Origin of the sequence: Klebsiella sp. HMSC16C06 (assembly GCF_001808325.1) — a bacterium.
Classification (GTDB): domain Bacteria; phylum Pseudomonadota; class Gammaproteobacteria; order Enterobacterales; family Enterobacteriaceae; genus Klebsiella; species Klebsiella variicola.
Map to the genome: position 1 here is coordinate 24,956 of NZ_KV792988.1, position 25,467 is coordinate 50,422.

Annotated in this window: 22 protein-coding genes; 9 read left to right on the forward strand and 13 right to left on the reverse strand. The window is 57.8% G+C overall.

What is annotated here, in order from left to right; all coding sequences use genetic code 11:
* Positions 1-179: 179 nt before the first annotated feature.
* A complete protein-coding gene (locus HMPREF3142_RS04835; RefSeq protein WP_070611700.1) occupies positions 180-1,040 on the reverse strand; it encodes a glycerophosphodiester phosphodiesterase family protein in 861 nt (286 codons plus the stop codon).
* 160 nt (positions 1,041-1,200) lie between these two features.
* On the opposite strand from HMPREF3142_RS04835, the gene dinB reads away from it, so the two are divergent.
* Together dinB and HMPREF3142_RS04845 are read left to right on the forward strand one after the other, a co-directional pair.
* Entirely contained in the window at positions 1,201-2,256 is a 1,056-nt protein-coding gene (gene dinB / locus HMPREF3142_RS04840) for a DNA polymerase IV (RefSeq protein ID WP_049152128.1), read from the forward strand.
* Positions 2,257-2,258: 2 nt separating this feature from the next.
* Positions 2,259-2,711, forward strand: a complete 453-nt coding sequence (locus tag HMPREF3142_RS04845; protein ID WP_008805270.1) for a GNAT family N-acetyltransferase — start codon at positions 2,259-2,261, stop codon at positions 2,709-2,711.
* A gap of 42 nt (positions 2,712-2,753) precedes the next feature.
* Here HMPREF3142_RS04845 and pepD read toward each other — a convergent pair whose 3' ends face one another.
* The gene (pepD, locus tag HMPREF3142_RS04850) at positions 2,754-4,211 is read right to left on the reverse strand and encodes a cytosol nonspecific dipeptidase (RefSeq protein WP_012968882.1); all 1,458 of its coding nucleotides are present in this window, start codon (positions 4,209-4,211) and stop codon (positions 2,754-2,756) included.
* 257 nt (positions 4,212-4,468) lie between these two features.
* Here pepD and gpt point away from each other — a divergent pair, with 257 nt between their 5' ends.
* From gpt to crl, 3 genes are all read left to right on the forward strand, one after another.
* Positions 4,469-4,927 carry a xanthine phosphoribosyltransferase gene (gene gpt / locus HMPREF3142_RS04855; RefSeq protein ID WP_002889733.1) on the forward strand — a complete coding sequence of 153 codons (459 nt, stop codon included), beginning with the start codon at positions 4,469-4,471 and terminating at the stop codon, positions 4,925-4,927.
* Between the two features lie 105 nt (positions 4,928-5,032).
* Positions 5,033-6,277: an esterase FrsA gene (gene frsA, locus HMPREF3142_RS04860; protein WP_012542786.1), complete on the forward strand. Its 1,245-nt coding sequence runs from the start codon at positions 5,033-5,035 to the stop codon at positions 6,275-6,277.
* A gap of 57 nt (positions 6,278-6,334) precedes the next feature.
* A complete protein-coding gene (gene crl / locus HMPREF3142_RS04865; protein WP_002889793.1) occupies positions 6,335-6,733 on the forward strand; it encodes a sigma factor-binding protein Crl in 399 nt (132 codons plus the stop codon).
* Between the two features lie 85 nt (positions 6,734-6,818).
* Here the strand turns inward: crl and csiR are convergent, their stop codons facing one another.
* The 6 genes from csiR to glaH form a co-directional block, all read right to left on the reverse strand.
* On the reverse strand, positions 6,819-7,511 hold the full coding sequence (gene csiR, locus HMPREF3142_RS04870) for a DNA-binding transcriptional regulator CsiR (protein ID WP_008805273.1): 693 nt from the start codon (positions 7,509-7,511) through the stop codon (positions 6,819-6,821).
* Positions 7,512-7,556: 45 nt separating this feature from the next.
* A complete protein-coding gene (gene gabP, locus HMPREF3142_RS04875; protein WP_002889795.1) occupies positions 7,557-8,957 on the reverse strand; it encodes a GABA permease in 1,401 nt (466 codons plus the stop codon).
* 135 nt (positions 8,958-9,092) lie between these two features.
* Entirely contained in the window at positions 9,093-10,376 is a 1,284-nt protein-coding gene (gabT, locus tag HMPREF3142_RS04880; protein ID WP_070611702.1) for a 4-aminobutyrate--2-oxoglutarate transaminase, read from the reverse strand.
* Between the two features lie 12 nt (positions 10,377-10,388).
* Positions 10,389-11,837, reverse strand: a complete 1,449-nt coding sequence (gene gabD / locus HMPREF3142_RS04885; protein WP_060876704.1) for an NADP-dependent succinate-semialdehyde dehydrogenase — start codon at positions 11,835-11,837, stop codon at positions 10,389-10,391.
* Between the two features lie 23 nt (positions 11,838-11,860).
* Positions 11,861-13,129, reverse strand: coding sequence for an L-2-hydroxyglutarate oxidase (gene lhgO, locus HMPREF3142_RS04890; protein WP_039102878.1), 1,269 nt, complete (start codon positions 13,127-13,129; stop codon positions 11,861-11,863).
* Between the two features lie 27 nt (positions 13,130-13,156).
* Complete coding sequence (gene glaH / locus HMPREF3142_RS04895) at positions 13,157-14,134, reverse strand: glutarate dioxygenase GlaH (protein ID WP_012542782.1); 978 nt, start codon at positions 14,132-14,134, stop codon at positions 13,157-13,159.
* Positions 14,135-14,595: 461 nt separating this feature from the next.
* On the opposite strand from glaH, the gene HMPREF3142_RS04900 reads away from it, so the two are divergent.
* Both HMPREF3142_RS04900 and HMPREF3142_RS04905 read left to right on the forward strand, forming a co-directional pair.
* Entirely contained in the window at positions 14,596-14,853 is a 258-nt protein-coding gene (locus HMPREF3142_RS04900; RefSeq protein WP_008805277.1) for a YjhX family toxin, read from the forward strand.
* Positions 14,854-14,910: 57 nt separating this feature from the next.
* Positions 14,911-15,660, forward strand: a complete 750-nt coding sequence (locus HMPREF3142_RS04905) for an SAM-dependent methyltransferase (protein ID WP_070611704.1) — start codon at positions 14,911-14,913, stop codon at positions 15,658-15,660.
* Between the two features lie 40 nt (positions 15,661-15,700).
* Here HMPREF3142_RS04905 and HMPREF3142_RS04910 read toward each other — a convergent pair whose 3' ends face one another.
* The gene (locus HMPREF3142_RS04910; protein ID WP_070611706.1) at positions 15,701-16,339 is read right to left on the reverse strand and encodes a glutathione S-transferase family protein; all 639 of its coding nucleotides are present in this window, start codon (positions 16,337-16,339) and stop codon (positions 15,701-15,703) included.
* Positions 16,340-16,557: 218 nt separating this feature from the next.
* Here HMPREF3142_RS04910 and HMPREF3142_RS04915 point away from each other — a divergent pair, with 218 nt between their 5' ends.
* Positions 16,558-17,022 carry an HNH endonuclease gene (locus HMPREF3142_RS04915; protein WP_004191854.1) on the forward strand — a complete coding sequence of 155 codons (465 nt, stop codon included), beginning with the start codon at positions 16,558-16,560 and terminating at the stop codon, positions 17,020-17,022.
* Between the two features lie 341 nt (positions 17,023-17,363).
* Here the strand turns inward: HMPREF3142_RS04915 and lpdA are convergent, their stop codons facing one another.
* Genes lpdA through HMPREF3142_RS04935 form a run of 4 tightly spaced genes read right to left on the reverse strand, consistent with a single transcriptional unit; the run spans position 17,364 to position 22,280 of the window.
* Entirely contained in the window at positions 17,364-18,761 is a 1,398-nt protein-coding gene (gene lpdA / locus HMPREF3142_RS04920) for a dihydrolipoyl dehydrogenase (RefSeq protein ID WP_044650054.1), read from the reverse strand.
* On the reverse strand, positions 18,751-20,286 hold the full coding sequence (locus HMPREF3142_RS04925) for a 2-oxo acid dehydrogenase subunit E2 (protein WP_070611708.1): 1,536 nt from the start codon (positions 20,284-20,286) through the stop codon (positions 18,751-18,753). Before HMPREF3142_RS04925 ends, lpdA begins: the two co-directional genes overlap by 11 nt.
* Positions 20,287-20,289: 3 nt before the next feature.
* Positions 20,290-21,309 (reverse strand): alpha-ketoacid dehydrogenase subunit beta, encoded by a 1,020-nt coding sequence (locus HMPREF3142_RS04930; RefSeq protein ID WP_002889881.1) that lies wholly within the window; start codon positions 21,307-21,309, stop codon positions 20,290-20,292.
* An 11-nt stretch (positions 21,310-21,320) separates the two neighbouring features.
* Positions 21,321-22,280: a thiamine pyrophosphate-dependent dehydrogenase E1 component subunit alpha gene (locus tag HMPREF3142_RS04935; RefSeq protein ID WP_023339629.1), complete on the reverse strand. Its 960-nt coding sequence runs from the start codon at positions 22,278-22,280 to the stop codon at positions 21,321-21,323.
* A 252-nt stretch (positions 22,281-22,532) separates the two neighbouring features.
* Between HMPREF3142_RS04935 and HMPREF3142_RS04940 the strand changes: the two genes are divergently transcribed.
* Positions 22,533-25,298 (forward strand): LuxR C-terminal-related transcriptional regulator, encoded by a 2,766-nt coding sequence (locus HMPREF3142_RS04940; protein WP_070611710.1) that lies wholly within the window; start codon positions 22,533-22,535, stop codon positions 25,296-25,298.
* Positions 25,299-25,467: the final 169 nt, after the last annotated feature.

Here is a 25,467-nt window from a genome sequence, read left to right on the forward strand (position 1 = left end):
TGTAGGCCGGGTCAGGCGCAGCCGCCACCCGGCATAAAGCGGCTCCGTGCCCGGTGGCGCTGCGCTTGCCGGGTCTGCTGCTTCGGTTTTGTAGGCCGGGTAAGGCGCCAGCCGCCACCCGGCAATAGCATGCCAGCAATGTGAGGCCGCTTTCGCGGCCTTTTTAGCCGTTGACTCCCTTACTGCCAGCTTTTCGCCTGTGCCGGAGAATCCACCATCACCCCGTCGGCACCCAGCTCCTTCGCCGTGCGGTAGTCTTCCGCACTGTTGATGCCGAAGAAAATAATGTGCGCTTTGCCCTGTGAGCGGAAGCAATCCATCGCCTCTTTATCCCAGGTGAGCGTTGCCGGGGAGATCCCTTCGCCAAGGGTAAACTTCTCCACCACCTCCACCTTGCGCTTCAGCTCCAGCCCATACCACTGCTCGCCCTCGTGCTGGCTGCTCAGTTGACACTGGTGGCTGAGTGAAATAGTCGCAAGTTTAGTGCGAGTCTCGCTGCGGGTGACGAAGCGGGGAATAGCCGATGGCAGGGCGGCGATATAGCGGTCATCGGTGGAATAGACCCGCACGCGATCGAGGCTGTCGGTGGCTTTTAACACCGCCAGCAGGCGTTCGCCCATCACCGCCGGATCGGCATCTGGAGATTTGATATCGATATAGAAAAAAGTGTGCGGCCACTGTTGCAGCACGCTTTGCAGGGTCGGGATCGTGGCCTGCTTACCGCGCCACGGGTGGTTGTCATCCCCCCATTTCCTGCCGGCGTCGACTTTCGCCAGCTCGGCGGCGGTTAAGCTGGAGACCTTACCCTCGGCGTTGGTCAGGGCGGAGAGATCGCTTGAACGGTAGAGTACCGGTACGCCGTCGCGGCTTAACTGCACCGTGACCCAGATGGCCTCAGCGTTATTCTCCAGCGCCAGTTTAATGGCCGGCAGGGTATTTTCCGGCGCATCGCCGGTACCGCCGCGGTGGGCAATCAGCTGTGGGTTAGCTAAAGCGCTGCTGGTGGCCAGCAGGCAAAGGGCGGTGAGTTGTTTCTTCATGATTGTATCTTTCAGATTAGTTGATTAACGTTATGAAAATAAACATGATTTATTGCACTTTTATGTTGTCTGCGTTTTTTTGACCACCGCAGTAAAAAAAGCATCAAACTGGCGCGCAGTTTTTGCTATGCTGTATGGGTATACAGTGTTGAGTCTGACGATGCGTAAAATTATCCATGTCGATATGGACTGTTTCTTTGCAGCGGTGGAGATGCGCGACAACCCGGCGTTGCGTGATATCCCCCTCGCGATAGGCGGCAGTCGGGTACAGCGTGGCGTGATTAGTACCGCGAACTATCCTGCGCGTAAGTTTGGTGTGCGCAGCGCCATGCCGACGGCGACAGCGCTCAAGCTGTGCCCGCATCTCACGCTACTTCCCGGCCGCTTCGATGCCTACAAAGAAGCCTCGAACCATATCCGCGAAATTTTCTCCCGCTATACTTCGCGCATTGAGCCGCTGTCGCTGGATGAAGCCTACCTTGACGTCAGCGACAGCGTGCATTGTCACGGGTCGGCCACCCTGATAGCTCAGGAGATCCGCGAAACCATCGAACGGGAGCTGCATCTCACCGCCTCGGCGGGCGTGGCGCCGGTGAAGTTTCTCGCTAAAATCGCTTCAGATATGAATAAACCCAACGGCCAGTTCGTTATCGCTCCCCATCAGGTGGCAGAGTTTGTGCGGGCGCTGCCGCTGGCGAAAATACCCGGTGTCGGAAAGGTGTCGGCGGCGAAGCTGGAAAATATGGGCCTGCGTACCTGTGGCGATGTGCAGAACAGCGATCTGGCCATGCTGCTCAAGCGCTTCGGTAAATTCGGTCGTATTCTGTGGGAGCGCAGCCACGGGATTGATGAGCGGGAAATCCATAACGATCGGCAACGTAAATCGGTGGGCGTGGAGCGGACGTTAGCGGAAGATATCCACGAATGGTCAGCGTGCGAAGCGATTATCGAAAATCTCTATCCCGAACTGGAGCGGCGGCTGGCGAAGGTCAAACCGGACCTGCTGATCGCCCGCCAGGGGATTAAACTGAAATTCAATGACTTCCAGCTGACCACTCAGGAGCACGTCTGGCCGCGGCTGAACAAAGAGGATCTGATTGCCACCGCCCACAAAGCCTGGGATGAGCGGCGCGGCGGACGGGGCGTGCGTCTGGTTGGGCTCCATGTGACGCTGCTCGATCCGCAACTGGAAAGGCAGCTTTTATTAGGGATTTAACCATGCATATTCGTGCTTACCGCGACAGCGATTTGCCATTGCTCTGCCAGATCTTTCTGCGCGCGGTGCAGGAAACGGCGAGCCGGGACTATACCCCGGCGCAGATTGCGGCCTGGGCACAGGTGGATGAGACGCGCTGGCGACAAAAGCTGGCTGACTCAATCGGGCGGGTGGCCGTGGTTAACAATCAACCGGTTGGCTTTATCACCGCCATCGGGACGCATATCGATTTGCTCTTTGTCTCGCCGGATCACGCCCGGCAGGGTATCGGCGGCGCGCTTATCGAGGCGCTCTGCGCTCAGTATCCTGCGCAAATCCTGACGGTGGACGCCAGCATTACCGCAAAGCCCTGTTTTACGGCCCATGGATTTAAAGTGGTGGCGGAGCAGCGGGTGGCGGCCCGTGGGGAGTGGTTTATTAACTACCGGATGGAAAAACGCGTGGCGCTAAGGTGATGCGGGGGAAAACCGGCGGCAGACTGCCGCCGGTGGTGGGGCTTATTTAGCCGGAATGGCTTTCAGCAGCTCGGTCAGCAGCGTCCAGTACTGGCCGACGCTCTCGATATGTACCTGCTCATCCGGGGAGTGCGGACCGGTAATGGTTGGCCCGATGGAGACCATGTCCATCTCCGGATACGGTTTTTTGAACAGACCGCATTCCAGACCGGCGTGGATGATCTGGATGTTCGGCGTCTTGTTGAACAGACGCTGGTAAGTCTCGCGCACCAGGTGCATTACCGGCGAGTTGGCGTCCGGCTGCCAGCCAGGGTAAGCGCCTTTGGCTTCGGTTTTCGCCCCCGCCAGTTTACCCAGAGAATCCAGCATGCTGACCACGTAGTCTTTGCCGCTGTCGATCAGCGAGCGGATCAGGCAGTGGATCTGCACGTTGTCATCGGTCATGGTGACGACGCCGACGTTCAGCGAAGTTTCCACTACGCCTTTCGCCACGTCAGAGTTGCGGATAACCCCGTTCGGCGTGGCGTTCAGCAGGCGGATGAAACCGTCGCGGGAAGCCTGTGTCAGGGCTGCTTTGTCGTTATCAACCGCTTCCAGGAGCACTACCAGGTTCTTCTCTTTGGCCTCCAGCTCGTTTTTCAGCAGCGCCTGGTAAGTATTCACCAGCGCTTTCAGCGCATCGGCTTTATCCGCGGCGACGGCGACGGTCGCGTATGCTTCGCGCGGGATGGCGTTGCGCAACGTACCGCCGTTGAAATCGACCAGACGCAAATCCAGCTCATCGGCGTGGCCGGCGAGGAAGCGTGACAGCAGCTTGTTGGCGTTACCCAGACCCAGGTGAATGTCACCGCCGGAGTGGCCGCCTTTCAGCCCTTTTAAGGTTACTTTAAAGCTCTGGAACCCGGCCGGAATCGCTTCTCGGGTCAGCGCCAGGTTAGAGGTGAAATCGATCCCGCCGGCGCAACCCATGTAGATTTCGCCTTCTTCTTCGGAGTCGGTATTGATCAGGATATCCGCCTGCAGCCAGTTGGCCTGCAGACCGAACGCGCCGTCCATACCGGCCTCTTCGGTCATGGTCAGTAGCACTTCCAGCGGGCCGTGAGCGACGCTGTCGTCGGCCAGCACGGCCAGTGCGGACGCCATCCCGATGCCGTTATCCGCGCCCAGCGTGGTGCCGCGCGCTTTCACCCATTCGCCGTCAATGTACGGCTGGATCGGATCTTTGGCGAAGTCGTGGACGGTATCGTTGTTTTTCTGCGGCACCATATCGAGGTGCGCCTGCAGCGCTACCGGCTTGCGGTTTTCCATACCGGCAGTCGCGCCTTTACGAATCAGAATGTTGCCAACCTGGTCACGTTCCGCGTGTAAGCCTTTTTCTTTTGCCCAACCCATAATGTGCTCGGCGAGCTGTTCTTCGTGATAGGACGGGTGCGGGATGGAGCAAATCTTGGCAAAAATATCCCAAAGCGGCTGCGGGGATAGTTGAGACAGTTCAGACACGGTAAGTCTCCTTACAGACTCCTGCATACAGCGGTTGCAGGACGAGGGTTAGCGTTAAAATACACAACAAGCCCGGGCTTGCGCGATGGGGTTGAGAATACCACTTTCCACCGCCGCAGGTAGTGTAAACAACGCAAAAAGCGTTGCGCAAACCGCTTAACACTGGTTTTTAGTGCGTCAGATCTCTATAATCTCGCGCAACCATTTTCCCCCTCGAACATTATTTAAGCCGTATTACACAGGCTGGGACACTTCACATGAGCGAAAAATACGTCGTCACCTGGGACATGTTGCAGATTCACGCCCGCAAACTGGCCAGCCGTCTGCTGCCGGTTGAGCAATGGAAAGGCATTATTGCCGTCAGCCGCGGTGGACTGGTACCGGGAGCCTTACTGGCGCGTGAACTGGGCATTCGTCATGTTGATACCGTATGCATCTCCAGCTACGACCATGATAACCAGCGCGAGCTGAAAGTGCTGAAACGCGCGGAAGGCGATGGCGAAGGCTTTATCGTTATCGACGATCTGGTGGATACCGGCGGTACCGCCGTGGCGATCCGCGAAATGTATCCAAAAGCACACTTTGTCACCATTTTCGCCAAGCCGGCAGGCCGCCCGCTGGTGGACGATTACGTTGTGGATATTCCGCAGGACACCTGGATTGAACAGCCGTGGGATATGGGCGTGGTGTTTGTACCGCCTATCGCAGGTCGTTAATTCTTCAGGACAGTGCTATTTACCACGCCCGGCTTGCCGGGCGTGGTTTTTTTTATCCTTTAGCAGGTTACAATAACAGGAGTGGCACTACGACGGAGGCTGCACATGTCACAGGCTAACCTCAGCGAAACGCTGTTTAAACCCCGCTTCAAACATCCCGAAACCTCTACGCTGGTGCGTCGGTTTTCCGCCGGAAAACCGCAGGCGATGCAGTCGGCGCTGAGCGGCAATCACGTCGATCACTGGTACCGTCTGATCAACCGTTTGATGTGGATCTGGCGCGGCGTGACCCCGCAGGAGATCCTCGATGTGCAAGCGCGCATTGTGATGAGCGAGGCCGAACGAACGGATCCAGAACTGTTCGATACCGTTATCGGCTATCGCGGCGGCAACTGGATCTTTGAGTGGGCGAAAGAGGCCATGCAGTGGCAGCAAAAGGCCGGGCAGGAAGCCGATCCTTTGCTGAGCGGCCGCCACTGGTTGCATGCATCGAACCTGTATAGCATTGCCGCTTATCCGCATATTAAAGGCGATGAGCTGGCCGAACAGGCGCAGGCTTTAGCCAACCGGGCGTATGAAGAGGCCGCCCAGCGGCTGCCGGGCTCGCTGCGCGAACTGGAGTTCACCATCCCTGGCGGTTCGCCAATAACCGGCTTTTTGCATATGCCAAAAGGCGATGGGCCGTTTCCGACGGTGCTGATGTGCGGGGGCCTGGACTCACTGCAGACGGATTATTACAACTTGTATGAGAACTACTTCTCACCGCTCGGTATTGCCATGCTGACGATCGATATGCCTTCCATCGGCTTCTCGTCAAAATGGACGCTGAATCAGGACACCAGCCTGCTGCACCAGCACGCGCTGCGCCATCTGGAAAATGTACCGTGGGTCGATCATACCCGGGTCGCGGCCTTTGGCTTCCGCTTTGGCGCCAATATCGCGGTCCGTCTGGGTTACCTGGAGCCGCAGCGGCTGAAGGCTGTGGCGTGTCTGGGCCCGGTCGTTCATGGTCTGCTGGTGGATCCCCTGCATCAGGGGCGCGTGCCGGAGATGTATCTTGACGTGCTGGCCTCGCGGCTGGGCATGCATGACGCGTCCGATGAAGCGCTGCGCGTGGAGCTCAACCGCTACTCGTTAAAAACCCAGGGACTGCTGGGGCGCCGTTGCCCGACGCCGATGCTTTCCGGCTTCTGGAAGGACGATCCGTTCAGCCCCGAAGAGGAGTCGCGGTTAATCACTTCGTCATCTGCCGATGGCAAACTGCTGGAGATCCCGTTTAACCCGGTGTATCGCAATTTTGATCACGCATTGCGACAGATCGCCCGCTGGATCAATCATAGATTTGGTTAATTTATTGCTAAATTCTATTGGTTTGGTAAAACAGTTGCATCACTAAAGGAGATCGCAATGACGTTACCAAGTGGACACCTGAAAAGTAAGTTGATCAAGAAATTCACGGCGCTAGGGCCTTACATTCGCGAAGAGCAGTGCCATGACAACCGTTTCTTTTTCGATTGCCTGGCAGTTTGCGTCAATGTTAAGCCCGCACCGGAGAAGCGTGAATTCTGGGGCTGGTGGATGGAAATGGAAGCACAAGAGTCACGTTTCACCTACAGCTACCAGTTTGGCCTGTTCAATAAAGAAGGTTCATGGCAGGCGGTCGACATTGACGACCCGGAAGTGAGCGACAGACTGGAAAAAACGCTACGCGAGTTCCACGAGCGCGCGGCAGCGCTGCTGACCACCTTTAATCTGAAGCTGGAACCGGCCGACGATTTCAGCGAACCGGTTCGCCTGCGGGCCTGATTGATCTACGGATACGATTTCTCCACGCCCGTGCGGCGTGGAGGAGCGTGCCGCCATACCCGTAATTTCAACCCCACCATCTGACTCACCCTGCCTGCGGCGACAGCTTGCCAGCCATCGCCTGTTGAATAATCGGGATAGGGGTCAGTAAGTGCTCGCGCATCAGCGCGCTGGCTCGTTCGGCATCGCGCGCCAGAATGGCGTCCAGCAGGGTCTGGTGTTGAACATGTTTGTCTTCCAGCATCTCCACCGACAGCACGGTGGTGCGCAGCCAGATGAAACGGTAGCGCGCCGCCAGATCGAACAGCCTTTCGCGCATCTGCAGCAGATACTGGGAGCCGCAGCCGGCGACGATGGCGGTGTGAAACGCCTGATGGCGCTGGTCCCATTCATCGAGTAAGCGCTCACTGGCGTCACAGGACTCCAGCTTGTTGAGCAGATGGGCGCGGGCCAGCAGCTCGGCTTCCCACTCGTCGCCGCCGCGTTCGATGGCGAGGCGCACCAGCATGGCTTCCATATTGGCGCGCGCGTCGAAGATATCGAGAAGCTCCTGCTCCGACATGGGCGCCACCCGATAGCCTTTCTGATTAACCACCGTCACCAGCCTTTCCGCCACCAGCTGCGAGAGCGCCTCCCGCAGCGGCCCGACACCGAGCTCATAGCGCGACGTCAGCAGGCTCATTCGCAGCTTCTCATCGGGTTGGTAGACCCCGCGGATGATGTCGTTTTTCAGCCAACGGTACCCGTCAATGGCCGTCGCCTGGGGAATGGCGGTCATGTTCTTACTCCTGAATACTCTTCCCGGCGGGCGCCGGGAACAGGGTTAACGCGTATTTTGCAGCGGCAGTTTTTGCCACAATACCAGCTTTTTCCAGCGCGACATAATCGGGACTGTACAAATAATTCCCAATGCTAACAGGCCGGTAGAGATCACCTCCAGCTGCTGCGCCGGACGGAACAGCATCACCACCAGCACGAAGGTGATAAAGGCGATCACCAGCCAGGTCAGGTACGGATAGAGCCACATTCTCAGACGGATCTCGCCGCCTTGTGCCTGAAGGATTTTGCGCATCCGCAGTTGTGAAACGGCGATCACCAGATAGACCAGCAGGGCGATGGCGCCAGAGCTGTCGATGAGGAATTTAAACACCTTCGCGGGGGCATAGTAGTTCACCACCACGGTGAGGAACGCCGCGCCGGTGGAGAGCAGCACCGCCACGTACGGAGTTTTGCTGCGGTTGGTCCGGCCCATGATGGCCGGCGCATCGCCGCGACGGCTCAGGGAATAGAGCATCCGCGAGGCGGTATACAGCGCCGAGTTCAGACAGCTGGTGACCGACAGGAGGATCACGCCGTCCATAATCAGCTTCGCGTAGGGAATATGCAGCAGCTCGAGCACCGAGCGGTAGGAACCGATGCTCTTCAGCCCCGGCATATTCCATGGGATGAGGGCGACGACGATAAAGATCGAGCACAGATAAAAAATAGAGATACGCCAGATCACCGAGTTGGTGGCGCGGACGATGTGTTTATCCGGCGTGTCCGATTCGGCGGCGGCAATGGTGACGATCTCCGCGCCCATAAAAGAGAACATGGTGATCAGCATCGCGCTCAGCACCGCGCCGAAGCCGTTCGGCATAAAGCCGCCGTGGTCCCACAGCCGCGAAATGCCGCTGACCTCGGCATAGGGATAAAAACCGGTAATGGCGACCGCGCCCAGTACGATAAACGCCAGAATAGCGATCACTTTGCACAGCGCCAGCCAGAACTCGAATTCACCGTAGTTCTTGACGCTCAGCAGGTTACTGCCGGTGAGGGCGAGAGTGATGACCAGGGAGAACAACCACACAGGGACGCCCGGCACCCACGAATGCAGAATAATCGCCGCGATATTGGCTTCCAGCGGAATAACCAGTACCCAGAACCACCAGTACAGCCAGCCGATGGTATACCCCGCCCAGCGGCCGATGGCTTTGTCGGCGTAGGTGGAAAAGGAGCCAGTATCCGGCGTGGCGACGGCCATTTCGGCCAGCATACGCATAATCATCACCACCAGCAGCCCGGCAAACAGATAGGCCAGCAGCACCGCCGGGCCCGCTTCGGCAATGGCGACGCTGGAACCGACAAATAAACTCGCGCCGATCACCCCGGCGATAGATAACATCGTGACGTGGCGCGACTTCAGTCCCGCCCCTAAATCCTGTGATTGCGACAGTTGCCCCATCATTTACCCTCTCGAAGTGTGTCACCTGGGAGAGCGCCCCGACATTCCCGCGCCGGGGCACGCGTATTATTGTTGTTTTGCAGGTCTCGTCTTCATTCCCTTACGAACGTACTTCGCTTCCGCATGTGTTCTGTTCTATGCCTGTTTCGCCTCGGTAAAGCAGTCGGCGATGATCTTGAGACCCTGCTCGATCTGCGCCTCTTCAATGGTCAGCGGCACCAGGATGCGCAGCACGTTGTAGTACGGCCCGCAGGAGAGCAGGATCAGGCCTTTGTCGCGGGCGCGGGCGACGATATCCGCCGTCAGTCTGGCGTTAGGCTTGCTGCGGTCGCCCTCTTCAAACAGCTCAATGGCGATCATCGCCCCCAGGCCGCGAACGTCACCGATCTCCGGATGATCTTCTGCAATCGCCAGCAGGCCCTGGCGCAGGGTGTCGCCAAGCTGGTTGGCTTTTTCCAGCAGGTTCTCCTGCTCGAAAATCTGTAATACCGCCAGGGCGGCGGCGCAGGCGATGGGGTTGCCAGCGTAGGTGCCGCCGAGTCCGCCGGGGGCGATGGCATCCATCACCTCCGCCCGCCCGGTGGCGCCCGCCAGCGGGAAACCGCCGGCGATGGATTTGGCGAAGGTGGTGATATCCGCCGCCACGCCCATCTGCTCCATGGCGAACAGCGTGCCGGTACGGCCCGCGCCGCTCTGGACCTCATCGGCGATGAGCATAATGCCGTGCTCGTCGCACAGGGCGCGCAGGCGCTGCATAAAGGCCGGGGAGGCGGCATAGAATCCGCCTTCACCCTGCACCGGCTCGATAATGATGGCGGCGATATCTTCCGGCGCGGCATCGTTTTTGAAGATGCGATGGATGCTGGCGATCGCCTCGTCATCACTGACGCCGTGCAGCGCGCACGGGTAGAGGGCGCGATAGACGTGGCCCGGCATTAACCCCATACCGGCGGAGTACGGGTTCACTTTCCCGGTTAGCGACAGGGTGTAATGGGTACGGCCGTGATAGGCGCCGGTGAAGGCGATGGCGCCGCTGCGCCCGGTTGCCGCGCGGGCGATTTTCACCGCGTTCTCCACCGCTTCCGACCCGGTGGTGACCAGCAGGGTTTTCTTGGCGAAATCACCGGGCACCTTCTGGTTCATCTTTTCGCACAGCGCCAGATAGGGCTCGTAGGCCAGTACCTGGAAGCAGGTATGAGATAGCTTTTTCAGCTGGTCTTCGACGGCGGCGACAACCTGCGGATGCAGATGGCCGGTATTGAGCACCGCGATACCGCCGGCAAAATCGAGATATTCCCGGCCTTCGACGTCCCACACCCGGCAATTCTCCGCGCGTTCGGCGAAGATAGGGTGGATCTGGCCGACGCCGCGCGGGACCGCATCGCTGCGACGCGCCATCATTGCTTTATTGCTGTTCATCCATCGCTCCTGTTAAAGGCCAATACACATATATTTGATTTCTAAGTAATCTTCGATGCCGTACTTCGACCCTTCGCGGCCGAGGCCGGAGGCCTTGACGCCGCCGAACGGGGCGACTTCGGTGGAGATAATGCCGGTGTTAATCCCGATAATGCCGTATTCCAGCGCTTCGCCGACGCGGAAGACGCGGCTCAGATCGCGGGCGTAGAAATAGGCGGCGAGGCCGAATTCGGTATCGTTGGCCTGGGCAATGACGTCGGCTTCATCCTTAAAGCGGAACAGCGGCGCCAGCGGGCCGAAGGTCTCCTCTTTCGCCACTTTGGCGCTGTCGGGAACGTTGACCAGGATGGTCGGCTGGAAGAAGTTGCCGCCCAGGGCGTGCGGTTTGCCGCCGGTGACGACTTTCGCGCCTTTGGCGATGGCGTCGGCAATATGTTCTTCAACTTTGGTGACGGCTTTCTCGTCGATCAGCGGGCCGGTGGTGACGCCATCCTGCAGGCCATCGCCGATGCGCAGTTTTTCCACCGCCTGCTGCAGTTTTTCAGCGAAACGGTCATACACCCCGTCCTGGACGTACAGTCGGTTGGCGCAGACGCAGGTCTGCCCGGCGTTGCGGAACTTCGACGCCAGCGCCCCTTCGACGGCTTTATCAAGGTCGGCATCATCAAAGACGATAAACGGCGCGTTGCCGCCGAGTTCCAGGGAGACTTTTTTGATGTCTTTCGCGCACTGCTCCATCAGCTGGCGGCCAATCTCGGTCGAGCCGGTAAAGGAGAGCTTGCGCACCAGCGGGTTGCTGGTCAGTTCGCCGCCGACGGCCCCGGCGGAACCGGTGACCACGTTGAACACCCCGGCGGGGATCCCGGCGCGATTGGCCAGTTCGGCCAGCGCCAGCGCTGAAAACGGCGTCTGGCTGGCCGGTTTCAGGACCATGGTGCAGCCGGCGGCCAGCGCCGGGCCCGCTTTGCGGGTGATCATCGCCGCCGGGAAGTTCCACGGGGTGATGGCGGCGGTAACGCCGATGGGCTGCTTAATCACCAGCAGGCGTTTGTCGGCCTGATGGCCGGGAATGGTATCGCCGTAAATGCGCTTACCTTCTTCGGCGAACCACTCAATAAAGGAGGCGGCGTAGCTGATTTCGCCTTTGGCTTCCGCCAGCGGTTTTCCCTGCTCGAGGGTCATCAGGCGGGCGAGATCGTCCTGATTCTCCATCATAAGATCGAACCAGCGGCGCAGAATATTCGCCCGCTCTTTGGCGGTCAGTGCACGCCAGGCGGGAAGGGCACGATTGGCGGCTTCAATTGCTTCGCGGGTTTCGTCGGCGCCCATTTTCGGCACATTGCCGAGCTGCTCGCCGTTGGCCGGGTTGGTCACCGCAATCACATCGCCGTTGGGCGCATCGCGCCACTGACCATCGATCAGCGCCTGCTGGCGAAACAGTGTCATATCGTTGAGTTGCATAATCGCTTCCTGTCTTAAGGGGGTTAACGGGTAAAAGCGGCGTGTAGTGTCTCCACGCTACGTGCCGCACGCAGCGTGCGTCCGGGATTGCTCTGGCTTTCCAGCAGGGTCTGCACCTTGCTGACGATGTGCGCGCCGATCGGGATAGCGGAGGTGGCCGCCGGCGATGGCGCATTGCAGGTATGTATCGAACGCGCGGTGGTGACGAAGAGAAAATCGTCGATCAGTTTGCCCTGCGGCGATACCGCCTGCGCCCGCACGCCGGCGGGCCACGGGCGTAAATCGCTCAGCGTCAGGCTCGGGCAGTATTTCTGCACCAGCCGCAGATAGCCGCTTCTGCACAGCGAATTCTTCATTTCGCCCAGTCCGGAGCGCAGGTTGTTTTGCAGTACCCGGCGGATGCCGGGCGAGGTGAGGATCTCCAGGGTATCGGCCAGCGAGATATCGCGCTTGCGGTAGCCTTCGCGCTTCAGAGCCAGCACGGCGTTGGGGCCGACGGTGACGCTGCCGTCGATCATGCGGGTCAGGTGGACGCCGAGGAACGGCATCGCCGGATCGGGGATCGGATAGATCAGATGGTTGACGATCTGGTTGTGCTGCGGCGCCAGCTGGAAATACTCGCCGCGGAACGGACAGATGATAAACCCGGGATCGACGCCGAGCATTTTTACCAGCCGATCGGCCATCAAGCCCGAACAGGCGATCAGCGTGGAGGCCTCATATTCGGCGCCCTGGCGGGTGCGGATCACCACGCCGCTGGCATGTTCTTTCAGGGCGCTGACTTCGGCGTCGTAGACGATCGTTCCGCCTTTTGATTCGAAGATCTTCGCCATTGCCGCCGCCACGTCGCGGTAGCTGACGATGCCGCTGGAAGGGACGAAGATCCCGCCGAGCCCGGTAATGTTCGGTTCGCGCTCGCGTAGCTCCCCGGCGCTTAGCCACTCGCGCTGCAGGCCGTTGGCGGCGGTGCGATCCCACAGGGCGCGCATCCGCTCCATCTCCAGCGGCGAGGTGGCGACCAGCATTTTGCCGCAGACGTCATAGCGGATGCCGTTCTGCTCGCAAAAGGCCTTGGTGGCGCGGTTGCCGGCGAGGCAAAACTGCGCCTTGAGGCTGCCGGGGGTGTAATACACCCCGGCGTGGATCACGCCGCTGTTGTGGCCAGTCTGATGGCAGGCCGGACCGGTCTCTTTTTCCAGCAGCGCAATGCGGGCGTCCGGGTAAATCTCAATTAACTGCATGGCGGTCGACATGCCGATGATGCCGCCGCCGATAATCACGAAATCATACATCCGCTCAATTCCTTCGCCTGAGAACCCTTATTGATGAGTCTGGTAATGATTCGTGGAATACGCAAAGTAGCCGCGCTGGCGCATCAGTTCGCGGCGCAGGTCCGGGTGCGGCGTAAACCGGTCACGGCCGTGCAGCCAGAACAGGTTGTTAATCAGCAGGAATTTGCCCACCGGCACCGGTATTGAAAGGATGTTTTTGCTGGTTTCCAGCGCGTCGGAAAGGCGGCTCAGCCAGGTGCCTTCTTCGAAATCTTTCGGCTGGACGAACTGGTCGATATAGCGCATTACCGGGCGGCCCAGCGAATCGACGTCGAACACCGGATGGAAGACATCCTTGCTGACGTTTTTGCTCGGCGGCGCGGCCCAGCGCATTGGGCGGCGAGCCAGCGGGTCGCGGAAAAATTCGTCGAGATGCTCCCAGTCGTCGAGATGCAGCAGCAGGGAATTACCGCCCTGCATGTTCTGCTCGTCGATCTTCATCATTAACACGTAGTCGGTTTGCTCTTCGACGTAGGTGCCGTCGTTGTGCAGCTCCATCACCCGGTGCGGCTGGCGCAGGTAGCTGTCTGAGTTATCGACATTTTTCACCACAAAGCGAGCGTAATACTGACCGCTCATGGCGTCGAAGTTGGAACGGCCAATCAGATGGGCGACGGCGGTGGCCAGCTTGACCATCTCCTCGGCCTGGCTGACGTTATCGATCCCTTCGCCGTTGATCAGCAGCGCGCCTTCCGCACGATCGAGCAATGTTTTGATCAGCAACGGCTGCAGCTGATTGCCGCACAGATCGTCGAGGATCTTGCCGACCTGGAAGCGTAAGAAAGATTTGTATTCCAGCGCCTGCACCGGCCACTGCGCGACCTGCTGCAGGAACTGCGTGGTTGTTTCGGCGGAAAAGGTGAGCTCCAGCAGGCGCGGCGACTGTGCGGAAGGGGCAATGGAAAAGCCCGGATATGGCTGGGCTAACGGCGCGGGTGTCGGTTTTACTGCGGTCAGGGCGTTCATCAGGATCGTTCCTCGCTGTAAGGTCAGGGTGATGTTCATTTCGTAGCCATAAATTAAAAATATCTACATTTTTATAGAATGCGTACGAAATGGCCTTTTTGTTTCTATTTTGTGATCTGACAACAATTATTTAACAATGCGGGAGGGAGATAAGGTGGTGGTTAACGTTGAGGAACAGAACGGGTGGCGGAAAGCGCAAAATGCGGGGGAGGCTGAGGGTAAATCGTAATACCGGTCACAGTTTTTAATCTGCGCCATACCCTTATGAACTGAGGGTGTTAGTATTCAGCGCGTTAATACCTTTCAATGCTTACCGAGGCTTCGATGCTGGAGAATGTCATTATCAGATAATCAGTTCCCCGACCTGCCCAGGCCGGACTGATTATCGCTGCGCTTAAACCTTACGCACACACCTGCGGGTGTAGGCATGTTTTCGCACATGATAATGAACAGGTTTCAGTATGAATTTATCCCGTCAGGAACAACGGACCTTACACGTTCTCGCCAAAGGTGGCCGTATTGCGCACGTCCGCGATACCTCCGGCCGCATTACCGCCGTCGAATGCTACACCCGGGAAGGGCTGTTGCTGAACGACTGCACCCTCGCGGTCTTCAAAAAGCTCAAAACCAAAAAGCTGATTAAGTCGGTGAACGGCCAGCCGTACCGGATCAACACCACTGGTTTGAATAACGTTCGCGCGCAGGCGGACAACCGCTGATACAGCGACCCGGGCAGGGTCGCTGCCCGGGCGTATGGCTCTCAAGGAGAAACACCCATGATCGATATCCCTCGCATTTTTACTATCAGTGAAAGCGAACACCGTATTCATAACCCTTTTACCCCGGAAAAGTACGCCACCCTGGGACGGGCGCTGCGGATGGCGCCGGGCACCGCTATTCTTGACCTTGGCAGCGGCTCCGGCGAGATGCTCTGTAGCTGGGCGCGCGATCATCAGATCGTCGGCACCGGCGTGGACATGAGCCTGCTGTTCAGCCAGCAGGCGACCGCCCGTGCAGAAGCGCTCGGGATAAGCGACCGGGTAACCTTTGTGCATCAGGATGCCAGCGGATACGTCGCCAGCCAGCCGTGCGATATTGCCGCCTGCGTGGGGGCCACGTGGATCGGCGGCGGGGTGGCCGGCACGATTGCGCTGCTGAAGCAGAGCCTGCGGCCCGGCGGCATGCTGCTGATCGGCGAGCCATGGTGGCGTAAACGTCCGGCCACGGCGGAAGAGGCGGTTGCCTGCGGCGCGCAGACTCCCGATGACTTCCTGACGCTGCCGGCGCTGGTCGCCCACTTTGGTGAACTGGGCTATGACGTGGTGGAGATGGTGCTGGCCGACCAGGAGGGCTGGGATCGTTATGAAGCGGCGAAATGGCTGACGATGCGCCGCTGGCTGGAGGCCAATCCGCACGATCACTTCGCGCCGGAGGTTCGCCAGCAGTTGACCACCGCGCCGCTGCACCATGTCACCTGGACCCGGGAATATCTCGGCGGGGGCGTGTTTGTCCTGATGGCGGGTTAACCGGTATGTCGGTAGCGTCAGGAGGCGCTACCGACCATCTTCAGACCTTCAGTTCGTCGTAGCTGACCATGACGTGCTGGCGAAAGGCAGGCCGTTCGGTTAGCCGTGCATAGTAAGCCGCCAGATGGGGGAGGGGACGACGGGTGATATCGATGGCAAAGTAGCGGTACAGCACATGACCAAACTGGATGTCGGCCAGGGTGAACGTATCGCCCACCAGATAGCGACTGCTGGCGAGACGTGCCTCGGCAATCGCCAGCTTTTGCTCCAGGGCCGTCACCGCCGCGGCGATGGCCTGCGGATCCCGCTCGGCGGCGGGCGTGCGCACCACGCGCCAGAACACTGGCGCCGTAAAGCCGAGGGCGATATTCTGCTTTGACCACTCGGCCCAGCGATCAACCTCAGTGCGGGCCAGCAGATCGCCCGGCCAGAAGGCGTCATCGGCGTAGCGACTGGCTAAATAGCGAAGGATCGCGCCCGTTTCCCACAGCGGCGGATTATCGCCATCCTGCAGCACTGGCACCGTGCGATTGGGATTGAGCTGATAAAACGCCTCGCTGTCGGTACCACCATAGCGATGCCCCACGTCGAACCGGAGATAGTCCAGCCCAAGCTCGCCAACACACCACATCAGCGCCTGCACGTTAGAGGAGGTTTTTCGGCCCCAGATGGTCAGCATTGAGATCTCCAGAGAACAGGGAAAGAAGGAGCATAGCAGGTTGGGTTGAAAACGTGAGGGGGAAAAGATGAGTGGTACAGCGGTGTATATGTTGTGGGGAAGCATGTTATCCCCTTGCGATAACGCGAATTCATCCCTACAAAGGTATAATGACCATCAATATGGCGCTTGTATAAAATAATGCAGCAATCATCTTTGAACGAGAATAAGGCGAGGGAGTGGAAACGTTAGTTATTCTGGCCGTAGTCGTATGGATACTTTTCAAGCTGGTACAAAAGGTTACGAGCAAACTCTATCCTCAAGACTCGGTGAAGGTACAGGAGAAACCCGACACGACACCAGCGACGGATGCCTGGGGAAATTACCCTAAAGCTGAAGGGCATGTCGTTTTATTCGAACAGTTCCGACGTGAGCAGGCGCAGCGGCAGCAAGCTGCTAAAGAGGCTGAGACATTCTACCGCTCAAGAGAGTGGCGGCGTTTACGTTACCAGGCGTTCCAGCGCTACGGCAATAAATGTTGCGTATGCGGGCGCGGCGCCAGTGACGGGATGGTGATGCACGTTGATCATATAAAACCGCGTTCTCTTTACCCGCATTTAGCCCTCGATATTGCCAATCTGCAAATCATGTGCAACGAGTGCAACGTCAGTAAGGGCAACAGAGATGAGGTTGCGTGGCAATAATAAGGACAGGTTAGCGGCTATGTGCAATTCCCCAGGTATTAAAATGTTCGTAACGAACAAATAAGCAAGTCTTGACGGAATGAATCCGCAATGACGCTTTTATTTCGTTACAGCAGCTCATTGGTGAATTCCTTCATCACCGCATTTGTCGGTAGCGCCATTTGCCTTGCGTTAGTCCTGCTCATTTTCAATAAAGTGAGATGACTGCCAGTGGCTGGAGATCAATGATGCGGGATACTTACCTAACGACGGGCTGTTACCTTATCGAACGTTCAAGGAAAATACAGGAGGGATAACGGGCAACTTACTCCGTATCACGACGCTATCGCCTCCCTTATTTTTTATTGATGCAACGGTTGGTCGCAGGCCGCGAGGATTGACTCATGCATCGCTTCGGAAAGTGTCGGATGCGCAAAGATCATCGACAGGAGACTTTCATCGGTGGCCTCCAGGTGACGGGCGATGCCAAACCCCTGGATCTGTTCCGTGACCTGTGCGCCAACCATATGCGCGCCCAGCAATTCACCCGTTTCAGCATCGAAAATGGTCTTCACAAAACCCTCCGTCTCACCGCTGGCCAGCGCCTTACCATTGCTCTGATAAGAGAACTTACCGATCCTGACGGGCCGTCCCCTGGCCAGGGCCGTCGATTCCGTCAGGCCCAGACTGGCAACCTGAGGCCGGGAATAAGTGCAACCGGGCACATAGTCGCGATCAAGCGGATGGGTGCCTTCGACACCAGCCAGTGTCTCAATGCAGATCACGCCTTCGTGGCTGGCCTTGTGCGCCAGACAAGGCGGGCCGGCTACATCGCCGATGGCATAAAGCCCAAATACGTTAGTGCGACAAGCCGTGTCCGTCTTGATAAAACCGCGGTCTAACTCGACGCCCAGTGCTTCCAGCCCCAGATCTTCAATATTCGGCTGTACGCCAACCGCCAGCAGCACGCGTTCGACTTCCAGGAAAGATTCGGCGCTCGTATTTTTCATTGTACAGCGTACCCCGGTATCGGTGAGCTGTACTTGCGTTACCTGGGTCTGGGTATGGACCTGAATCCCGCGCTTTTCGAATGACTTACGCACCGCCGCTGACACTTCGGCATCTTCCACGGGCAAAATCTGCGACGCTAGCTCGACCAGCGTCACTTTACAGCCCAGATCGTTATAAAGGCTGGCGAACTCGACGCCAATCGCGCCTGAACCGATGATTAATAGCGACCTGGGCAATCGCTTAGGCTGTAGTGCCTCGTAATAGGTCCAGATATATTCGCCATCTGGCTCTATGCCTGGTAATGCGCGTGGTCGGGCGCCCGTGGCCAGGATCACGTGATCGGCCCGGTAATCGTGCGCTTCCCCCCGGGCATCCGCTACCGTTATTTGTCCCTTACCGCGCAGCCGCGCGGTGCCATCAATCACCCTCACGCCATTTTTCTTCAACAGGTACTCAACGCCACCCGTGAGCTGTTGCGAAACGGCACGGCTAAACTGCACCAGTTTCTGCAGATCGACATTCACCTCACCCACGCTGATGCCCAGCTGACTGGCATGGGTGATACTGTGCGCGACCTCAGCGCCATGCAACAGCGCCTTGGTTGGAATGCATCCCCAGTTCAGGCAGATGCCGCCCAGATGTTGTTTTTCCACTAAGGCGGTACGAAGACCTAGCTGGCCGGCACGGATGGCGGCCACATACCCCCCAGGCCCCCCGCCGATGATCAGCACATCGTAATTATCGTGCATAGCTCGTCTCCTGGATAAACATCAGGGTTGGGGTTTCAGTCAGTCGCTTGAGTTCCTGGAGAAAAGCTGCACCTGCCGCCCCATCGATGACCCGGTGATCGCAGGATAGCGATACCGTCAGTTGGTGGCGCGCGACGATTTGCCCGTCGCGTACTACCGCCCGCATCTCGCCGGTGCCAATGGCGAGGATTGCGCTTTGCGGTGGATTGATGATGGCGTCAAACTGCCGTACACCGAGCATACCCAGATTTGACACGCTAAAGGTTCCCCCCTGGAACTCTTCCGGCTTCAGCGTGCCCGCTTTGGCCCTGGTCACCAGGGCGTGAATTTCGGCCGATATGTCGCTGATCGATTTCCGGTTCGCCGAGCGAACAATGGGGGTAATTAGCCCGTCAGGCAGCGCAACAGCCACTGAAATATCGGCATCCGCAAAGCGGCGGATACTTTGTGTCGCTTCATCAAACTGGATGTTGACGTCTGGCACGGCCACCAGCGCCAGGGCACAAGCTTTCACCAGCAGGTCGTTAACCGAAATCTTGACGCCGGGTACTTCGCGGTTAATTTCCTGACGAAACGCTAACAGTCGTTCCAGATCGAGATCGACACTCAAACGGAAATGGGGAGACTGTTGCTTGGAGGTTTGCAGGCGAGAAGCGATAGCCCGCCGCATACCGGACATCGTGATGCTCTCAAAGGGTGCCGGGGCACTCTCCTGCACAGGGCTGGTCTGCGGGCGCCCGTCGAGCAACAACGCCGCAGCCAGCACATCATCACGACTCACCCGACCACGTGAACCACTGCTTCGGCAGTCATGCAAGTTGATACCCAGTTTGCCGGCCAGACGGCGCGCCAGCGGGGTGGCCGATACCTGGCTATCATCGGCATGCGAGCGGGGCGCTTTGCTGCGACGAACGGGGGGCGTCGGAGAGGCCAGGCGACCGCCGGCGGCAACGATCGCGCTTTCCAGATCAGAAACAGAGATACGTTCCCCGCGCCCGCTGCCGCGGACCTTTTTCAGGTCGACACCCCAGCGGGCAGACAGTCGTAACGCATGGGGCGTGGCATTAACCTGAGTCACATCAGTCACGCCTTGCAGACTGACGGGGATGACGGTCTGCCCAATAGGGGGCTCCGGACTGTTGGATGGCGGCGAAACAACGGACGGTGGCTTAGCGCCTGCCTGTGCCGCTACGTCCGGCGCGGCAGCCTCCGGGTCAGGGGCTGCGGGTTTCACTATAGCCAGACTGGCAGCAAATTCGTCCAGTTCAGCATCGCTGACCGAAGCGTCAGCCACCAGAGCCAGCACGGCGCCAACCTGAAGCGTCTCACCCTCCCGGGCGATTATCCGGCGTAATGTACCGGCAAAAGGTGCCTCCAGCACATTGACGATTTTACTGGTTTCAATCTCACAGATTTCCTGCCCTCTGGTGAAATCGTCACCCTCCTGGATTGCCCATCGAGCGAGCAAGCCTTCCTCCATGGAAAGCCCCCACTTTGGCATTTCAAGCGTCTTGATTTCGCTCATAGGTTAATCCTCCAGCACTTGACGGACGGCGGCTTCGATACGTTCAACGCCAGGGATCCAGAGTTTTTCGAGAGCAGGGGAGAACGGGACCGGCGTGTGTGGCGGCGTCACCAGCAGAACGGGCGCTTTGAGGAAATGGAATGCCTGGGACGCAATTAGCGCCGCGACATCATGAGCAAAACCGAAGCGTGCAGCGGATTCGTCGACAATCACTACCCGCCCCGTGGAAGCCACCGATTCCAGAATACCTTCCTCATCCAGCGGCGAAATGGTTCGCGGGTCGACCACCTCGACCGAGATCCCCTCTCTGGCCAGTTTGTCCGCCACCTGGTTTGCTTTATGTACCATTGCCGACAACGCAATGATGGTGACGTCCTCCCCTTCGCGAGTGTAGTTGGCTACACCTAGCGGGATGGTATAGATCTCGTCCGGTACCTCGCCCTTGAGGTCGTACAGCATTTTATGCTCGCAGAATACCACCGGGTCGTCGTCGCGAATGGACTGGATTAACAGACCCTTGACGTCATAAGGCGTCGAGGGCACCACCACTTTCAGTCCAGGCGTGGTGGCAAAGATATTATAGGGTGACTGTGAATGCTGGGCTGCGGCAGAAAACCCCGCGCCGATCATCCCTCGCATCACCAGCGGAGCTCTGGCTTTGCCACCAAACATGTAGCGGAACTTAGCCGCCTGGTTGTACAGTGCATCGTGACTCACACCAAAAAAATCCATGAACATCAATTCCGCGACTGGCCGCAGCCCCGTTGCTGCGGCGCCGGCCGCCATACCGATAATGGCCGACTCGGTAATGGGCGTGTCGATCACCCGATCGGAGCCGAACTGCGTCCACAGCCCTTTAGTGACACCCAGTACACCGCCAAAGGCTTCAATCTTCGCCTCTTCGGGCGCATTTCCGCCATGACCGCCACGCAAGTCTTCACCGATGAGTACCACGCGTTCATCGCGTTCCATTTCCTGAGCCAGGGCTTCCTTGACCGCTTCACGATAGGTTTTTATTGTCATGGTTATCACCCTCAGTATGAGACGTACACGTCTGTCAGCAGGTCTTCCGGAGCCGGGTAGGCAGCGGCGCGGGCCTTCAATACGGCATCGTTGACCAGGGCTTCTACTTTCTCGTCAATCGCCGCCAGTTCTTCCTGGGTGATATGTTGCTTGACCTTAGCGGTGAAAATCTTCAGCGGATCATGTTGTTCACGCAGGCGTTGCACTTCACCTTCCGCGCGGTATAGCGCGGGATCGCCCTCAAAATGACCATGCCAGCGGAAGGCTTTGGCCTCAATGACGCTTGGGCCACCGCCTTCTCGCGCACGCTTGACCGCCTCTGAGGTTGCCTCATAAACGGCAAAGAAATCGGTGCCATCGACGGTCACTGCCGGCAGGCCGAAGCCAGCGGCGCGCCGGGCGATATCACGCCCACCCACGGCGTAGTCATGGCCGGTCCCTTCGCCGTAACCGTTGTTCTCGAAAATAAAGACGGCTGGAAGCTGGAGCACGACGGCCATATTGATGGCTTCAAAGACCAGGCCCTGATTAGAACCCCCATCGCCCGTAAAAGAGACCCCGACGTTGCCGGTTTTTAGCGTCTTTGCCGTTAGCGCGGCGCCGATGGCCAGTGGAGGGGCCCCCCCAACGATAGCATTCGCCCCCAGCATTCCTTTCGACAGATCGGCAATGTGCATCGAGCCACCCTTACCGCGACATAACCCGCTGTCCTTACCGAATATTTCGGCCATCATGCCGTGAATGTCACAACCTTTAGCAATACAGTGGCCATGTCCACGGTGTGTTGAACCAATGAAATCTGCGCTCGTTAAATTTTCGCAGACCCCCACCGCGATGGCCTCCTCACCGGTATAAAGGTGAATGAAGCCCGGAATATCACCGCTGGTATTTTCCTGATGCAACCGCTCTTCAAAGGTCCTGATCTCCCGCATCTTGCGGTAAGCCTGCAATAACGCCTGTTTGCTGAGCATCGTTTAATTCTCCTCAATAAAGGTCACCAGGCGGGGCCAACAGACAAGGCGGATAACCCTGGCCACACCCATGCAATGAATCTACGAGCGGTTAGAGAGAGTGCGAAGCCACCTTCATGGGGGGGTAGGTGGGGGTTTTCATGCTTGAGGTCAAACTTTCTAAATTTTGTGTGGCCATAAAGTTTGCCTGCCCCATGTCATCCCGGTGGCTGGCGTACAATTGAAAAAAAACAAAACGAGTAGACACCACGGATGAAGCCATTGGATTTAGAAGGTCGCCAATCACCCTCACTGGTCTCCGGGCCATTGCGGCTGACGCGAGGCTTGCCGTTAATCCTGACCAAATTCGTCCCGCCTCGCTCCTCAATACAATTGCTGGAGCGCCCCCGGCTTCTTCAGCTTCTCAGTCCCGTTCAGCAGTGCCGGCTGGGCGTCGTCTGCGCCGGCGCTGGATTTGGCAAAACCACGCTTTTGGCGCAATGGCATCAGCAGATGGTCGCCCAGGGTGAACGTATCGCCTGGCTGAGCCTCGATGAGGATGATGATGACGTATGGCAGTTTATTCCTTATCTGCTGCAAGCATTGCGTCCACTCTATGCTGACTGGGACGCCGATTTCTGGCGTGACATGGAAGAACAGAAGCTCTCCAGCTCCGAGCAACTGCTGGCCGGGCTCATTAACCAGCTACACTATTGCCCGCATGACGTATACCTGATCATCGACGACTTCCACGTGATTAACGATCGTGGGGTCTATGAAGCCCTGGGGTATTTAATCAAGCATGCGCCTGCCGCCTTGCATCTGATCATTGGCAGCCGTTTCCACCCGAATCTTGCGCTGAGCCAGCTGCAGGCCCAGGACCAACTGGTGGAAATCTATGATCGAGACCTGCAATTTACGCTCGAAGAAACAAAACACTATTTTAGCCGCACGGTTGCGCTACCCCTCAGCAACCACCATGCACAGCGGCTACAGTCCGTGACTGAGGGCTGGATTGCAGGGATGAAGATCGCTTCATTGTCCGCAGAATTACAGCATGATCCCGAGCATCTGTTGCGCAATATGCATGGAGGAACACGGTCTATTGCCCGCTATCTGAAAGAGGTGGTACTGGATCCGCTGCCGGAAGAGGTTCTTGATTTTCTGGTGAAAACGTCCTTCCTCAGTCGGTTAAATGCCGAATTATGCAATGCAGTGACAGGACGAGATGATAGTAAAGCGATGCTGGCATGGATTGAGCGACACAACCTTTTTTTGTCAGCCCTTGACGAACAAGGCTACTGGTTTCGCTACCATCCTCTGTTGCAGGAAAATCTTCGGACCATGCTGCAGCAGAACAACGATATTGATCGCAAACAGCTACATGAATTAGCCAGTCATTGGTTCGTCGAACAGAAGCTGTGGTCTGAGGCGGTACGCCATGCGCTCAGCGCAGGCAAGCCGGTGCATAGCCCCGTACAGGACGGCGCAAGCGCTCAGTCACTGGCGGAAGAAGGGGATATCGATACCCTGATCTCATGGATGCATCATTTACCGCCCAGCACCGATCCTTCGCGCATTGACCTGCAAATTAATCTGGCCTGGGCACTGGCGCATTATTTCCACTTTGATGAGTCGAGGCAGCTGCTTGATAACCTCGATCAGATGGTACTTCATCATCGTGAGGATTTAACCCGCAGCACCTGGTGTAAATTGCGGGTTGTGCGGGCAATTTGCGAAGCCTTTGCGGAAAACATCCCGGAGAGTCTGGCTATTGTTCAGCCGTTGCTGGCCGAAGTGCCCTGCGGCGACACCTGGGTTGATGGTCTGATATGCAATATTCTCAGCTATTGCCATGTTGTTAACCAGCGCTATCACGATGCGCTGGAGGTTCAACAGCATATGCCCTCTCCGGAAAGTCCTTTAGATAATCTGTTTGTCTCGGTTTATCGCGCTTTTATCATTGCCCAGTGCCATCTTTGTCAGGGCGATCTGGGGAAAGCCGGGTGGTACGCAGAGAAAACGTTGCGCCAGGCTGAATGTTATACCGGTACCCAGTCGACCAGTGGCGCGACGCTGGCGCCGCTGCTGGCGGAGATAGCCTATGAATGTCAGAGTGGTGACTCGCCCGATCATCTGTTAGCCGACCGGCTCGAATTCATCGACCGATTCAGTCCACCCGATGCGCTGAGTCGTTGCTATACCTATCTCGCGCGTCAGGCCCTGGATGGCGATATGCCGTATGAGGCCGAGCGATTGCTGGAGCATGCGCAGCGTCTTGCGGTGTCTCGCGGCTGGCAACGGCTCCAGGCCATGATGTTAGCCGAGCAGGTGAGGGTGCGACTGCAGCACGGCAATGTCACAGGCGCAGAGCAACTGCAACGACAGCTTGAACAAATGGCCGCCAGCTTCAGAATGAATGCCGAACATCCCTGTCAACGCGCTATCGTTCTGTATGCATCCCTTAGCCACTGTCGCCTTCTTCTCGCCAGAGGCCAGGCGCCGCAAGCCTGTATTCTCCTGGCTGATATGGTCCCTGATCAGGAAAACCGGGGGGACAGGTTAACCGCAGCGCGTCTGCGTACGCTCTGGTCATTGGCCTTGTGGAACAGTGGCAAAACTGCCGCTGCGCGCACGACATTTCAGCCAGTCGTGCAGCTGGCTGAACAACAGCATCTCAAAGGCCTCTTTCTTGACGCTGGCGATACCTTGCAACCTTTGCTTGCCGGTATGAATGAATCCTCTTCGGCTGGTAAAGAGGAAGGGGGAGTGCATGAACCCTGGGCCGACAAGCGCGCGCCTGCAGACGGCACACCGTTTAATAGTGGAAGCCCCGATATTCATGGGGAACTCAGCGAGCGAGAATTTCAGATATTACAGCTGATCGCTGAAGGTCAGATGAACAAAGAAATCGCTCGCTCCCTCGCTATTTCTGCCGAGACGGTCAAATGGCACATCAAAAACATCTACGCGAAGCTTAAAGTGAATAGCCGCACTCAAGCGATGAGCCGGGCGCTGGAGATGAAATTACTGGATTAACGGTTTGAAGAGGGGGCCGTTTTGATGTCCTTGCTCAGCGATAAGTGCGTTGAGTTTAAGGGGGCGACGCAAGGGGAAAGCCACCCTGGTGTAAACGCAGAGAGGCTTTTATCTTGATGTAGAGTGGTACTGTTTTCCGGGAGGAGATCACCTGCCCATGCACCTGCAT

What these genes read in the sequence shown, in the direction of transcription:
- dinB (WP_049152128.1), top strand. Translation starts at nt 1,201, where the DNA reads ATGCGTAAAATTATCCATGTCGATATGGACTGTTTCTTTGCAGCGGTG.
- HMPREF3142_RS04835 (WP_070611700.1), bottom strand. Translation starts at nt 1,040, where the DNA reads ATGAAGAAACAACTCACCGCCCTTTGCCTGCTGGCCACCAGCAGCGCT.
- gabT (WP_070611702.1), bottom strand. Translation starts at nt 10,376, where the DNA reads ATGAACAGCAATAAAGCAATGATGGCGCGTCGCAGCGATGCGGTCCCG.
- HMPREF3142_RS04940 (WP_070611710.1), top strand. Translation starts at nt 22,533, where the DNA reads ATGAAGCCATTGGATTTAGAAGGTCGCCAATCACCCTCACTGGTCTCC.
- crl (WP_002889793.1), top strand. Translation starts at nt 6,335, where the DNA reads ATGACGTTACCAAGTGGACACCTGAAAAGTAAGTTGATCAAGAAATTC.
- HMPREF3142_RS04845 (WP_008805270.1), top strand. Translation starts at nt 2,259, where the DNA reads ATGCATATTCGTGCTTACCGCGACAGCGATTTGCCATTGCTCTGCCAG.
- HMPREF3142_RS04910 (WP_070611706.1), bottom strand. Translation starts at nt 16,339, where the DNA reads ATGCTGACCATCTGGGGCCGAAAAACCTCCTCTAACGTGCAGGCGCTG.
- HMPREF3142_RS04935 (WP_023339629.1), bottom strand. Translation starts at nt 22,280, where the DNA reads ATGCTCAGCAAACAGGCGTTATTGCAGGCTTACCGCAAGATGCGGGAG.
- glaH (WP_012542782.1), bottom strand. Translation starts at nt 14,134, where the DNA reads ATGAACGCCCTGACCGCAGTAAAACCGACACCCGCGCCGTTAGCCCAG.
- lhgO (WP_039102878.1), bottom strand. Translation starts at nt 13,129, where the DNA reads ATGTATGATTTCGTGATTATCGGCGGCGGCATCATCGGCATGTCGACC.
- gabP (WP_002889795.1), bottom strand. Translation starts at nt 8,957, where the DNA reads ATGGGGCAACTGTCGCAATCACAGGATTTAGGGGCGGGACTGAAGTCG.
- gabD (WP_060876704.1), bottom strand. Translation starts at nt 11,837, where the DNA reads ATGCAACTCAACGATATGACACTGTTTCGCCAGCAGGCGCTGATCGAT.
- csiR (WP_008805273.1), bottom strand. Translation starts at nt 7,511, where the DNA reads ATGACCGCCATTCCCCAGGCGACGGCCATTGACGGGTACCGTTGGCTG.
- HMPREF3142_RS04905 (WP_070611704.1), top strand. Translation starts at nt 14,911, where the DNA reads ATGATCGATATCCCTCGCATTTTTACTATCAGTGAAAGCGAACACCGT.
- HMPREF3142_RS04930 (WP_002889881.1), bottom strand. Translation starts at nt 21,309, where the DNA reads ATGACAATAAAAACCTATCGTGAAGCGGTCAAGGAAGCCCTGGCTCAG.
- frsA (WP_012542786.1), top strand. Translation starts at nt 5,033, where the DNA reads ATGTCACAGGCTAACCTCAGCGAAACGCTGTTTAAACCCCGCTTCAAA.
- lpdA (WP_044650054.1), bottom strand. Translation starts at nt 18,761, where the DNA reads ATGCACGATAATTACGATGTGCTGATCATCGGCGGGGGGCCTGGGGGG.
- HMPREF3142_RS04925 (WP_070611708.1), bottom strand. Translation starts at nt 20,286, where the DNA reads ATGAGCGAAATCAAGACGCTTGAAATGCCAAAGTGGGGGCTTTCCATG.
- HMPREF3142_RS04900 (WP_008805277.1), top strand. Translation starts at nt 14,596, where the DNA reads ATGAATTTATCCCGTCAGGAACAACGGACCTTACACGTTCTCGCCAAA.
- gpt (WP_002889733.1), top strand. Translation starts at nt 4,469, where the DNA reads ATGAGCGAAAAATACGTCGTCACCTGGGACATGTTGCAGATTCACGCC.